At 60.1% G+C, this 12582-nt stretch carries 11 protein-coding genes; 9 read left to right on the forward strand and 2 right to left on the reverse strand.

Annotation, left to right across the window (positions count from 1 at the left end; translation table 11 throughout):
* The first annotated feature begins 1132 nt into the window (after window positions 1-1132).
* Window positions 1133-1612: a hypothetical protein gene (locus Q4G24_RS15930; protein WP_303367524.1), complete on the forward strand. Its 480-nt coding sequence runs from the start codon at window positions 1133-1135 to the stop codon at window positions 1610-1612.
* Between the two features lie 793 nt (window positions 1613-2405).
* On the opposite strand, the gene Q4G24_RS15935 is transcribed toward Q4G24_RS15930, so the two are convergent.
* Entirely contained in the window at window positions 2406-3791 is a 1386-nt protein-coding gene (locus Q4G24_RS15935; RefSeq protein WP_303367525.1) for a PLP-dependent aminotransferase family protein, read from the reverse strand.
* Window positions 3792-3905: 114 nt separating this feature from the next.
* Between Q4G24_RS15935 and Q4G24_RS15940 the strand changes: the two genes are divergently transcribed.
* The 5 genes from Q4G24_RS15940 to Q4G24_RS15960 all read left to right on the forward strand — a co-directional run bounded on the left by Q4G24_RS15940 (window position 3906) and on the right by Q4G24_RS15960 (window position 9127).
* Complete coding sequence (locus Q4G24_RS15940) at window positions 3906-5177, forward strand: hydroxymethylglutaryl-CoA reductase, degradative (protein WP_303367526.1); 1272 nt, start codon at window positions 3906-3908, stop codon at window positions 5175-5177.
* Window positions 5178-5200: 23 nt separating this feature from the next.
* Window positions 5201-6241, forward strand: coding sequence for a TRAP transporter substrate-binding protein DctP (dctP, locus tag Q4G24_RS15945; protein WP_303367527.1), 1041 nt, complete (start codon window positions 5201-5203; stop codon window positions 6239-6241).
* Complete coding sequence (locus Q4G24_RS15950; protein ID WP_303367528.1) at window positions 6238-6795, forward strand: TRAP transporter small permease subunit; 558 nt, start codon at window positions 6238-6240, stop codon at window positions 6793-6795. Before dctP ends, Q4G24_RS15950 begins: the two co-directional genes overlap by 4 nt.
* Window positions 6795-8105, forward strand: a complete 1311-nt coding sequence (locus Q4G24_RS15955) for a TRAP transporter large permease subunit (protein ID WP_303367529.1) — start codon at window positions 6795-6797, stop codon at window positions 8103-8105. Before Q4G24_RS15950 ends, Q4G24_RS15955 begins: the two co-directional genes overlap by 1 nt.
* Before the next feature lie 83 nt (window positions 8106-8188).
* A complete protein-coding gene (locus Q4G24_RS15960; RefSeq protein ID WP_303367530.1) occupies window positions 8189-9127 on the forward strand; it encodes a LysR family transcriptional regulator in 939 nt (312 codons plus the stop codon).
* On the opposite strand, the gene Q4G24_RS15965 is transcribed toward Q4G24_RS15960, so the two are convergent.
* A complete protein-coding gene (locus Q4G24_RS15965) occupies window positions 9118-9603 on the reverse strand; it encodes a RidA family protein (RefSeq protein WP_303367531.1) in 486 nt (161 codons plus the stop codon). The genes Q4G24_RS15960 and Q4G24_RS15965 overlap by 10 nt on opposite strands.
* 250 nt (window positions 9604-9853) lie before the next feature.
* On the opposite strand from Q4G24_RS15965, the gene Q4G24_RS15970 reads away from it, so the two are divergent.
* From Q4G24_RS15970 to Q4G24_RS15980, 3 genes are all read left to right on the forward strand, one after another.
* On the forward strand, window positions 9854-11200 hold the full coding sequence (locus Q4G24_RS15970; protein WP_303367532.1) for an amidase: 1347 nt from the start codon (window positions 9854-9856) through the stop codon (window positions 11198-11200).
* Between the two features lie 19 nt (window positions 11201-11219).
* A complete protein-coding gene (locus tag Q4G24_RS15975) occupies window positions 11220-12197 on the forward strand; it encodes a TRAP transporter substrate-binding protein (RefSeq protein ID WP_303367533.1) in 978 nt (325 codons plus the stop codon).
* Between the two features lie 37 nt (window positions 12198-12234).
* Window positions 12235-12582, forward strand: a 348-nt coding sequence (locus tag Q4G24_RS15980; RefSeq protein ID WP_303367534.1) for a TRAP transporter small permease, incomplete at its 3' end; no start/stop codon positions are given.

Below are 12582 nucleotides of genomic sequence, written 5' to 3' on the forward strand. Positions count from 1 at the left end.
ACTGCCCGGTTTTCGCCTCGCGCCCATCGCCAAAAATCCGCACGCCGCCGTCGATCATGCGCACGGGTCGCCCGTTGATGATCTCGTAGAGAATCCAGCCTATGGATGAGGTTCCGACGTCGAGGGCGAGGCGCGTGAGCATGGTGGCTTCCGTATTCTTGTAATGTTAACGGTAGGGTAGCGTTAGCCTGACGATAAGGTGATTTGTTTACGCGGGTCAATAGTGTTTCATTGAGGAAACGTTGGCGGCGCTTGTGCTGCTGTGCTGCTGTGCTGGTAAGCTTGGTTGTTCGTATCTTCTCGGTGCGGGGGAACTGATTTGCCCCCGCAGTGCTTGTGGTGGTGTGCAACCTGACAGGCAGTTGCCAACAGGCGAGGACAGGATTAGGTGCATACCCGAATGGACATCTCAATAGCTCCCGAGGCTTGATGAATCTTCTCTTAAGACCCGGCAGTTTCATTGAGTTCCTACTGGACCGCGATTCTGATGGCGAATATCGTGCTTGACTGGACCATCGAACCGATGTTTACTGAAAACATTCAGAAATCGCGGTCGAGTGGCTAACAAGCTCGACAGAGCACCACATTGAAGCACGGGCTACGGCCCGTGTTCCCATTTCTGGGGGCTGGATCGGTCTTGGATATCAGGCTGGTCTTTTTTTGAGGCGCTCTTGTATAGCCTCGTTCACATGACGCCATGAAGACCCATAGCTTGCGGCAAGTGCTTCTCGCGCAGGATTATTTTCACCCGCGCTCATTAGCTCGGCGCGGTCCAGAATGAGGCGATGATCTGGTATCCGATCTCAGACGTTGCACATAGAGCAGGAGACGTTTGCCCGGCGCGAGCTTGCGCGGGCAACATTATTGAGGATGGTGACGTCTGTACGCTTATCTCGAGCGCAACCTGGCTCAGGAACGGAGATAGATCGATACGTCAGGCGATGAGGCATTCCGCCCGGTCGGCAACCGTTCACCCGGCGGTCAATAGGGGCTTGGGTTGTTCGCGTGCCTCCGAGCGGCCCGACACCAGATCAGTGGCGCATTTGGGCAAATTACCGCTGCTGTGAAGGCGGCGGGCTGACCCAAGCCGATCTGTTTTCACAGGGGTCGAGATCCTAAACATCACGAGGACATGGTGCACGATAACTTTGACGCTATGCTGGCCAATGAAGGCGGCTGGCCGCAGCTTGATAGCAAGGGTCACTGCAATTTAGGGGGTAATTTACTGACCTCGATGGAGCGGTGTTCGGGGCTGTCTCAGGGAAATATGGCCAATACATATCTGGTGTCCATGCGCAAATGCGAAGACTCTAAAGGGCCGAATATGGCCTGCCACTCGCCTGTGATTGAGACTGGGATCACTATGACCGTAATCGACGACAGCGCGCCGGGTCCAGATCGGATGTATGATTCGGTGCAGGAACTTTATGCCAATATGGAGTCGGACGAAAAGATGTTCTACGGATGCTGTACTGTTTGCCACGGACTGCGCGATCCGGGTGGTTTCATGCAGTCGCAATGGCGCGGTATAACTCTCGCGATGTTCGAATGTGCCTGGCCGGATGCTAGCGAACGCCAGATGGTCGCGGAATTTTTGATAAAAATGCAATGAATTCATAGTCAATCAAAGGGGGTGGGGAAACCCAGCCTGCGTGTTCAGGTGCCGTTCATGGCGTGTGCTGTGCTTGAATAAGATTTCTATTTCTTCGCTGATTGGTGCAGGTGTGGTGCCATAGTGGTATTGTTGTATTCAGCACTTCGCTGGGTCGGGGTGAGAATGATTTTATTAATAGAGGTGAAAGTTGCTGTATTTGTGTAAATCCGTCTTTTAATGCTAAGAATATGAAAATAGTGAGTTAAAATGTAGTCAGATGAATTGCACGGGGGGTGAGACGTGCTGCGCTATTTGACCCGATGGTAATGGCTGCGCGATTTGCAGGGTTGCCTATAAATGTGGGACGCCCCGGCTAGAATTCGGCGTACCTCGGGCATGGCATTGTGTGCTTGGGGTGGGAGTGTTTTATTGAACGCATCAAGCTGTTTATTATACAGCTGATGCGCTGACGGCAGAAGGTGACGGCTGGCGGATCATTGAGGCCAATCTGTGCAGCCGTGATGTGCTCGAGGTGCTGAATGCACAAAACTGGCTTTACTTGTCACGGGCGAGTTTTTGCGCCGGATGCAAGATTTTCTGGATGTTGAGGGCATCGAAACTCTCATGTTACCTGCGATCCGCACCGGGAGGCCGGCTTTGCATGATTTCCCCGCATGAAGGTGAGCGCAGCTTTCAGCTATTGGAGGAGCATCCGGCGGGCAGATGGAATCAGATGTTGGGTCAGCCGCCATCCGAGGCGTTGGTGTGCGAGGTGATATGGTAAGGCTGCGCGGAACCGTGAGGGTATGGCTCATGGGCCTAATGTGCTTTCCATAAACGCTGCAAAGTGCGGGTCGCCGGCATAGGCGATGTTCAGCCGCAGCCAGTTTCCGCCCTCACTGACGCCCGACGGAAAAAAGATCGAGCCGGGGGCAAGGAAAATGTCCTGCGTTGCGGCCTGTCGCGCAAGGGCAAGGTCGTCGGTGCCTTCGGGCAGGCGCAGCCAGCCGTAATATCCGCCCTCGGTCTCCAGCGTGATGGACAGGCGCAGACGTGCCGCCAATGTGGTTGCCTGCGCCGAAGCGTTCCGAACGCGGGCTTGCAGGGTGCGGATGTGGCGGCGATAGCTACCATCGGTCAGCACCGCATGAACGATCCGTTCGGAATAGCCGCAACTGTTCACTACGGTCAGCATTTTCAGCGAACAAAGCTCGGCCATCAGGGCGGGCGGTCCGGCGATATAACCGACCCTCAGCCCTGCGGGCAGGGTCTTGGAAAAGCTGCTGACCAGCAAGACCCGCCGTAACCGATCCAGTGCCGCCAGCCTTGGAGCCGTGGGCGGCATCAGATCGCCGAAAATATCATCCTCGATAATCGTCAGATCGAACCTGTCGGCGATGCGAAGGATATCCCCCGCTGTTGACATGTTCAGCGATGTGCCCGTGGGGTTATGCGCAAGGGACTGTGTGAAAAAGAACCGCGCTCCGCTGGTCTCTGCCGCTCGCGCCAATGCTTGCGGGTCCGGGCCATGTGGTCCGCGAGGCACAGGGATCAGGGTCAGGCCCGCCAGTTTCAGCTTTGCGAACAGGGGGTAATAGCCGGGGCTGTCCACCAGCACAGCATCGCCAAGGCGCAGATATTGACGGATAATCAGATCGAAGGCGTGATTGGCGCCAAGGGTCAGCAGAACATTGTCGGTGCCCGCGTCGATCGAGCGTTCCGACAGCCGGGTCGCCAGCGTTTTGCGCAGCGCGGCGTAACCGCTGGGCGGGTCATAATCGGGCCGCAATCCGCCGCCGCCTTCGGTGATCGCCATGCGCAGATGTTTGGTTATCACCGCCCCCTCGTGCCATTCGGCAGAAGGGCGGCCCTCGCCGATGCGGGTGCGAAAACGGCGTTCAAGCTGTTCGGTCAAAAGCGATGCCGCATCCGCAGCCTCTTTCAGGCGACCCGCCGCAGGCGGCTGGGGCAGAATGCGGCGTGGCTGGACATAGAATCCGGCACCCGCCCGCGCGACCAGAACACCCTGCGCAACCAACCTGTCATAGGCCTCGACCATGGTATTTTTCGATACGCCAAACTCACCTGACGCCTGCCGCAGGGATGGAAGGCGGGAACCCGGCGGTAAGCGACCATCCGAGATCTGACTCATCAACCGTGCTGCGACTTGTGCCGCCTTGGTTTCGGAACGGGGCATGAATTGTCACTTTATTCTATGGGCACAATCATGGCGATTATTTGCATGACCATACCTTGATTGCAGGTGACGGTTTTGTGTCAACCTATGATTTATAGCAGGATGGGGGAAGAGATGGCGATGCAGCCAGTGTCACGGATCGAGAATATGCGGGCGATGTCTCCGGATCAACGGCTGGCCCGTGTTCTGGACGTGGCCGGGCTTGACGGTGATCTGCCGCGCCTGGCTCTATCGACCGCTGACGGAATGGTTGAAAACGTCATTGGCACCTTTGAACTCCCGCTTGGTATCGCCACGAATTTCACCATTAACGGGCGGGATTATCTGGTGCCGATGGCGGTTGAGGAACCTTCGGTCGTGGCGGCGGCCAGCTATATGGCGCGGATCGCCCGTGATTGTGGCGGTTTTGGGGCCAGCACAACCGCGCCCTTGATGCGGGCGCAGGTGCAGATCCTTGGTGCCACCGATCCAGCGGCCGCGCGACTGCGGATTCTGGCCGCAAGTGAGGAATTGATCGCCGCTGCGAACAGCCGCGATGCGGTGCTGGTCGGCCTTGGCGGCGGCTGCCGCGAGATCGAGGTTCATGTCTTCACCGACAGCCCGCGCGGGCCGATGATCGTGGCGCATCTGATTGTCGATGTGCGCGACGCGATGGGGGCCAATACGGTGAACACGATGGCCGAGCATGTCGCGCCGCGTCTGGCCGAACTGGCGGGCGGCACCGCGCGGCTGCGGATCTTGTCGAACCTGGCCGATCGGCGGCTGGCGCGGGCATGGGTACGCGTGACGCCCGATGCCCTGACCACCAAAACCCTGAACGGTGCCGAGGTGATCGAAGGCATTCTGGATGCGCAGGCGCTGGCCGTGGTCGATCCTTACCGCGCCGCGACCCATAACAAGGGCATCATGAACGGGATTGATCCGGTGATTGTGGCCACCGGCAATGACTGGCGCGCGATCGAGGCGGGCGCCCATGCCTGGGCGGCGCGCAGTGGGCGCTATACCTCGCTGACGACATGGGAAAAAGACCGCGACGGCAATCTGTGCGGGACGCTGGAAATGCCGATGGCGGTCGGGATCGTCGGCGGGGCCACGAAAACGCATCCTCTGGCGCAAAAGGCGTTGCAGATCGCCGGGGTCTTATCCGCGGCGGAACTGGCCCGGATCGCGGTGACGGTCGGGCTGGCGCAGAACATGGCCGCGCTGCGGGCGCTTGCGACCGAGGGGATCCAGCGCGGTCATATGGCGCTGCACGCCCGCAATATCGCCATTGTCGCCGGTGCTGAAGGGGCAGAGGTTGACGCGGTGGCGCGCGAACTGGCCGCTGAACACGACGTGCGCACCGAACGCGCGCGCGATATTCTGGCCCGCTTGCGACAGACATAAGACAAATAACTCAGGAGGAGAACATGACTATGACCTTTGATCGTCGCCGCTTTCTTGCGGCAGGCGCGGGGGCTGCTGCGCTTGGTCTGGCGGCACCTGCCTTGGCGCAGGGTGCGGGGCGAATATCGTGGATGTTTCAGTCATTATGGGATGGCGGCACCGCGCCCCAGCAGTATGAGGAGATGTTCACGCGGGTGGTTGCCGAAAAGACCGGCGGTGATTTTGAACTGCGGCTGTTTTCCGCAGGCCAGATCGTGCCGCCCGCGCAGGCATTTGACGCGGTGCGCGGCGGCGCATTTCAGTTGATGAAAACCTTTGATGGTTATGAGGCGGGCAAGATCCCGGCGCTGGCCTTCACCTCGACCATACCGTTCGGGTATCGGACCTCGCCTGATTATGCGGCTTGGTTTAATGACCATGGCGGGCTTGAGATGGCGCGCGAGGCTTACGCACCGGCGGGCCTGCACTACATCGCACCGACGATTTACGATCAGGAGCCGATCCATTCCAAGGTCGCGATCCACAGCATCGCGGAGCTGTCCGGCAAGAAGGGCCGGTTTACCGGGCTGGCCTCGACGGTGATGAGCGCCTTTGGTGTGGCGGTCACGCCCCTGCCAACGGGCGAGGTCTATTCGGCGCTGGACAAGGGGCTGATCGACATTGCCGATAGGGGCGACCTTCAGGCGAATTTCGATGCCGGGCTGGCCGAGGTGGCGAAATTCATCATTCTGCCCGGTGTGCATCAGCCGACGACCGCGACAAGCTATGTCGCGAATGGTCGCGCATGGGATGCCTTGCCCGAGGATTTCCGCACCGCATTGACCGACGCCGCAGCTGAGGTTTCGGCAGCCTATCAGGACAACAAGACCCGAACCGACGCTACCGCCTTAGAGGCGTTCATAGCAGCGGGTGTCGAGGTGATCGAGCTGTCGCCTGATGACGTCAATACCGCGCGCCCAAGGGCTGCCGAAGTCTGGCGCGAGGCGACAAAAGGCGATGTGCTGGCAACCCGCATCCTTGATTCGCAAATGCAGCATATGCGTGAACTGGGGCTGTTGTCGTGACAGATGTAAGACCGGCGGCCCTGCCGCGCCCGATAGCAGCCTTTGTCGCATCCATAACTGCGATCAACAGGGCGCTGTTCCGGCTTGCCGGTCTTGCCATCCTGCTGATTGTGCCACTGCTGCTTTATGCGGTGGTGACGCGCTATGTTTTTAATGCGCCTTCAAGCTGGGCGATGGAATTGGGCGTCCTGATCTTTGGGCCATACTTCCTGCTGGGCGGGCCATATCTGCTGCATACGGGTGGTCATGTCAGCCTTGATCTGGTCAGCCGGGCGGTCCGCCCCGAAGTCAATCGGTTGTTCTTGCTGGTGAACTATCCGATCATCATGGCGTTTTGCGGCATTTTGCTGGCCTATGCCTGGCCCTTTGCCGTGGACAGCTTTGCCTATCGTGAAACATCCTATTCCACATGGAACCCGCCCGTCTGGCCGGTCAAGTTCGCCATCCCGCTGGCCTTGGCGCTGATGGGCCTTCAGGCGCTGGCCGAATGGCTGCGGGTGCTGTTTCGTGATCCATCCATCCCCTCCACCCACGTTGACGAGGCGGCGCTCTGATGGACCCGACCCTGATCTTGATTTTGATGTTTGGCGGGCTGACGGCATTTCTGCTGACCGGCTTGCCGGTGGCATTCGTTCTTGGCGGGCTATCGGTGCTGTTTACCGTGCTGTTGTGGGATGCGAATGCGTTGGTGCTGCTGATCCTGCAAATTTATGACACCATGCATTCCGAGGCCCTGCTGGCGATTCCGCTTTATATTTTCATGGCGATCCTGTTGCAGCAATCGGGCGTGATCGGCGATCTCTATGGCGCGATGGAGCTGTGGTTCGGGCGCGTCCGGGGCGGTCTGGCGATTGGCACGGTCGTGATCTGCATCGTCATGGCCGCGATGACCGGGGTGGTCGGTGCTGCCGTGACAGCGATGGGCATTCTGGCCCTGCCGGAAATGCTGCGACGCGGTTATAATGCGCGACTGGCAACGGGAACGATTTGCGCCTCTGGCACGTTGGGAATCCTGATCCCACCGTCCGTCCTGACTATTGTCTATTCGGTGACGGCGCAGGTTTCCATCGGCAAGATGTTGATTGCGGGCATCGTGCCGGGGCTGCTGCTGGGCGGGCTATATATCGCCTATATTCTGGTCGTCAGTTGGCTGCGCCCCGAGATGGCCCCGGCACAGGACGGCCCACGCGCGCCGCTGCGTGAACGGCTGGCATCGCTGAAGTCATTGGTGCTGCCGGTGATGATTATCACCTTTGTTCTCGGCTCGATCTTTTTCGGTATCGCCACCCCGACCGAGGCCGCGGCTGTGGGTGTCGCGGGTGCCGCTATCGCAGCCGGCCTGCGGCGTAACCTGACGCGGGCGACGCTGGCGGGATGTTGCGAGGGCACGATCAAGGCGACCGCGATGATCCTGTGGATTACACTTGGGGCGAAGGCTTATGTCGCGATCTTTACCGGGTTGGGCGGCGCGGATACGTTGCTGGGGCTGATTTCCGGGCTGGATATGAACCGTTGGGTCGTGCTGGCGGTCATGATGCTGTTGCTGATCTTTCTGGGCACGGTTCTGGATGAGATCGGTATCATTCTACTGACTGTCCCGGTATTTCTGCCGATCATCCAGCATTTCCAGTTCGACCCGATTTGGTTCGGGGTTATGTTCGCGGTGACGATCCAGATGGGCTATATCAGCCCGCCTTTCGGTTACACGCTGTTCTACATCAAAAGCACGCTGCCGCCGGATGTGCCGATGACCACGGTTTACCGAGGCATATTCCCGTTCTTCATCCTGCAATTCATCGGCCTTCTGATCTGCGCGGCCTTTCCGGGGTTGATGACCTTTCTGCCCGGGGTCATGGGCGGGTGAGGGCTGCGCAAAAGGATTGCGGGGGCGGGGCGGATCGTTGATGGTGCGGGCAGGGCCGGGATGGCCTGCCATTCGGAAGAACATTGAACCTGACGGCCTGCCAATATCTGCTGGAACTGTCCCGCGCCCGGTCGATCCGGCAGGCGGCGGACCGGCTGCGCATTGCGCCCTCGGCCATCAGTCGCCAGATCACCCGGCTGGAACAAGAGACCGGGGCGGCGCTGATCCACCGCCACGCGGACGGGATCAGGCTGACGCAGGCGGGCGAGGTGATGGTCGCGCATCTGGCTGCCGTCTTCGACCGGCTGGACCAGATGCAGGGCGATCTGGCCGATCTGCAAGGCAGCCGCGCCGGGCAGATCAGCATCTCTACGGTCGAGGGCATCACGCGCCCGTTCCTGTCCGATCAGATTGCTGCGTTTCAGGCCACCCACCCGGCGGTGCGGTTCCGTGTCCGCATCCGCTCGCGCGACCGGGTGTTCGAGGCGCTGGAGCAGCATATCTGCCAGATTGGCATTGTTTACGACCATTTCAGCCATCCGGCGGTGAAAGCGCAGGCGCATTGGCGTCAGCCCTTGCTGGCCTTTGCGCCTTTGGGTCATACCCTTCTTGGTGCGCGCGGGCTGACGCTTGCGGATCTGGCGACGCATCCCTTCGTTCTGCCCGATGACAGCTTCGGGCTGTCGCGGCTGGTCATGCGCGGGTTTGAACGGGCAGGGGGCAAGGCAACGCCTTTGGTCGTGGCGAACCAGTTGCAGTTCCTGATAACCCACGCCTTGAGGGCGGGGGCCATTGTCTTTATGCCCCTGCGCGCGGTCTGGTCCGAGGTTCAGGCCGGGCTGCTGCGCCCGCTTGACCTGATCTGCCCCGAGTTTCAGCACCGGCATATCTCGGCGGTGACGCGGCATGACCAACCCCTGCCACCTGCAGCGGCGGCGTTTCTGGAAACTGTCACCGCCAGCTTTGCCGCATCCGAGGCCGAGGATGCGGCTTTGCTTGGCCGGTTGCTGGATCAGGGATAGATCTCGATCGTCATTTCCGCCTCGACCGGCGCATCCAGCCCCAACTCGCTTTGCGTCAGCGCGGCGCGGGCATGTTTGCCGCGTTCCTCGCCCCACAGCTCGACATAAAGATCCGAGGCGCCGTTCAGCACCAGATGCGGCAGGGTAAAGCCGGGGGCCGAATTTACATAGCCGACCATCTTGACGATCCTCTTGACCCGGTCGAGATCGCCGAGAGCGGCTTTCATCAGCGCCAGATGGTTGATCGCCATCTGCCGGGCCGAGGCGTAACCCTGTTCAATCGTGACTTCGGCCCCCAGCTTGCCGGTGATTGGCATGATGTCGTGATCGTCGCCATCTGGAACCGTCCCCAAAGTGCCGGAAAGATACAGGATATTTCCGACCACCACACCGGGCAGATAGTTTCCGATGGCGCGCGGCGGACGTGGCAGGGTTATGCCCATTTCATGCAGGCGGCGTTCGGTTTCATGGGCCATGTCAGGCGTCCTTTGCTGGTTTCCATGTGACCCGAGGATATGCACAGGAATGCGGCAGGCGAGTGCGCCCAAGGGCAACGCTGTTTTGCCGGTTCGGCAACGCTGCCGGGGCGACGTTGTGGATAATTTATACCTATCAGTGGGTTGAAGCGGTTTTCTGTCAAAACCTGTCACCTTTACTGCCCTTCCGACAGGCTGGAAATATGATCTGCCCCCCGTAAGCTGGACCTGTTCGCCGCAGGAGGATGCCATGACGACGCCCCTTCCATCCCTATCGCAGATCGCAACAGAATTGCGGCAGGGCGCGCTGTCCTCGCATGATCTGGTCGCACGGGCCATCGCCACCCATGACGCCACCGAGGCGCGGCTGAACGCCTATAAGACATGGGCCGGGGACCGGGCTTTGGCGCAGGCAGAGACTGCCGATAGGCTGCTGGCCGATCAGGTCGATCTGGGGCCGCTGATGGGGATTCCGGTATCGGTCAAGGATCTTTACGGCGTGCCCGGATTACCGGTCTTTGCCGGAACCGACAGCGAACTGCCCTCTGCATGGCAACGCCCCGGTCCGGTGATCGCGCGACTTTTGTCGCAACTGGGCATCGTGATGGGTAAGACGCATACGGTCGAGTTTGCCTTTGGCGGCCTGGGTGTGAACGCGCATTGGGGCACGCCCGTCAATCCATGCTCCGCCCCTGACGCGCCCCGCGCGCCGGGCGGGTCGTCATCAGGGGCGGGGGTGTCGCTGGCCCAAGGCTCGGCGCTGATCGCATTCGGGACGGATACCGCCGGATCGGTGCGGGTTCCGGCCAGCCTGACAGGACAGGTGGCGCTGAAAACCACATGGGGGCGGTGGTCTCTGGACGGAATCGTGCCGCTTTCGCCCTCGTTGGATACACCGGGGCTTTTGTGCCGGACGGTGGCCGATCTTGCCTATGCCTTTGCTGCGCTGGAGGGCCAGCCCGTCCCGTCACCCCGGCCGGTTGCCGGATTGCGGATCGGTGTGCCGGAACATCTGTTCTGGGATCAGGCCGATGCCGCCATCATCGACACGACCCGCGCCGCATTGGACCGGCTGGCGCAAGCGGGTGCAAAGCTGGTGCCAGTGACATTACCGGGCTGCGATGCGGTTCTTGAGGTCTTTGCCAAGGGCGGTCTGGCCGCACCGGAACTGCGCGCCTTTCTGAACCAGCGTTTCCCCGAGCGTATCGCGCGGCTTGATCCGGTCGTGCGGATGCGGGTCGAGGGTGCCGAAAACCTCAGCGCCACCGAATATCTGCGTCGCCGCACCATTCTGGCGGATGCGGCGCGGGCCGCTCTCGGCGCCTTTGCCGATTGCGATGTCATTGCAACCCCGACCGTGGCGATCAGCCCGCCGCTTTTGTCTGAACTGGCCGATCCGGCGGCTTACGGGCCAAAGAATATGCTGACCTTGCGCAATACGGCGGTGGTCAACTTGCTGGGCCTGTGCGCGCTGACCCTGCCTTCGGGTCGGGATCACAACGATATGCCGGTGGGGCTGCAACTTATCGCCCCGCCGATGGCCGAGCCTCTGCTGCTGTCTGTAGGGCAGGGCGTCGAGACAACCCTCAACACATAAAAACCAACAGGAGAGAGAAATGACCAGATTGCATCTTGCCACCGCGATGGCCCTGCTTTTGTCCGGGACGGCTTATGGCGCGGATTTCACCTTTACCTTCGCGCATATGCTGACGGAAGACACCCCGAACGCCCGCGCCGCCGAGGTGTTCAAGCAAGAGGTCGAAGAAAGATCCGGCGGGCGGATTGCGATCAATATCCGCCCGGCGGCGCAACTGGGCGGCGATGTCGAGATCATCGAACAGACCCAGATGGGGCTTGTCCATATCGCCATTCCGCCAACCGGCAATCTCGCGAATTTCAACGAAAAGATGTATCTTTTCGACTTGCCCTTCCTGATGGCCGATATGGATGCGGTCATGCGCGTTCATGACGGCGAGGTTGGCGCGGAACTGCTGGCAACCCTTGAACCCAACGGTTTGCATGGCATTGCGATGTGGGGCGCGGGGTTCCGCCATATGACCAATAACATTCGTCCGATCAACGGGCCGGACGATCTGCGCGGTATCAAGATGCGGACCTTGCAGGCTCCGACCATTCTGGCGACCTATCGTGCCTATGGGGCCAACCCCACCGCGATGGCCTATACCGAGGTTTATAACGGTCTTCAGCAAGGCGTGGTCGAGGGGCAGGAAAACCCTTTCGCGAATATCTACTCCATGCGCTTTTATGAGGTGCAGCAATATATGACCCTGACCGGGCACACCTATCACAGCTATGCTGCAATCATGAATAAAGCCGCTTGGGACGGCCTGCCCGAGGATCTGCAACAGATCGTCGAAGAGGCGATGATCGTTGGCCGCGACGCTGCACGTGAATTCACCGCGCAGGATGAGGTTCGTATTCTGGAAGAAATCGGCGGGCAGATCGAAATTCAGGAACTCTCGCCCGAAGGCCGCGCCGCGTTCATCGAAAGATCGCAGCCCATCTATGACGAATTCCGGTCGCGTATCACCCCGGAACTGATGGATCGCGCCATCGCTGCGGCGAACGGCTGAGAAGTGCGATGATGCGGTGCAGGAAAGGCGAGACCGGATGATTGTTGTTCTGAACCGCATTGTCGATCAGATCGAGGGTGCCTTGGTCACGGTCCTGATGGCGGTGGCGACGGTGATCGCCATCGTTCAGGTCGTGGCGCGCTATGTCTTCAACAACTCGCTTTATTGGTCCGAGGAGGTCATTCTTTATTCCCTCATCACCATGAGCTTTCTGACCATGGGTATGGGCGTGCGCTATGCGGCCCATATCAGCGTCGAGGCGGCCTATGCCTTTGTCGGACCAAGGATGTCCCATGCGCTGAAGATCGGTGCTGCATTGCTGGGGCTGATCTTTGCTGCGGTGCTGATCTGGTATGGCTGGCGATTGTCCGCGAATACGCTGCGC

It is taken from the genome of Paracoccus sp. (in: a-proteobacteria) (assembly GCF_030538695.1).
Classification (GTDB): Bacteria; Pseudomonadota; Alphaproteobacteria; order Rhodobacterales; family Rhodobacteraceae; genus Paracoccus.

Excerpts from the sequence above, each read along its gene's own strand:
- Q4G24_RS15930 (WP_303367524.1), top strand. The coding sequence starts at position 1,133 with ATGGTGCACGATAACTTTGACGCTATGCTGGCCAATGAAGGCGGCTGG.
- Q4G24_RS15935 (WP_303367525.1), bottom strand. The coding sequence starts at position 3,791 with ATGCCCCGTTCCGAAACCAAGGCGGCACAAGTCGCAGCACGGTTGATG.
- Q4G24_RS15940 (WP_303367526.1), top strand. The coding sequence starts at position 3,906 with ATGGCGATGCAGCCAGTGTCACGGATCGAGAATATGCGGGCGATGTCT.
- dctP (WP_303367527.1), top strand. The coding sequence starts at position 5,201 with ATGACTATGACCTTTGATCGTCGCCGCTTTCTTGCGGCAGGCGCGGGG.
- Q4G24_RS15955 (WP_303367529.1), top strand. The coding sequence starts at position 6,795 with ATGGACCCGACCCTGATCTTGATTTTGATGTTTGGCGGGCTGACGGCA.
- Q4G24_RS15965 (WP_303367531.1), bottom strand. The coding sequence starts at position 9,603 with ATGGCCCATGAAACCGAACGCCGCCTGCATGAAATGGGCATAACCCTG.
- Q4G24_RS15970 (WP_303367532.1), top strand. The coding sequence starts at position 9,854 with ATGACGACGCCCCTTCCATCCCTATCGCAGATCGCAACAGAATTGCGG.
- Q4G24_RS15975 (WP_303367533.1), top strand. The coding sequence starts at position 11,220 with ATGACCAGATTGCATCTTGCCACCGCGATGGCCCTGCTTTTGTCCGGG.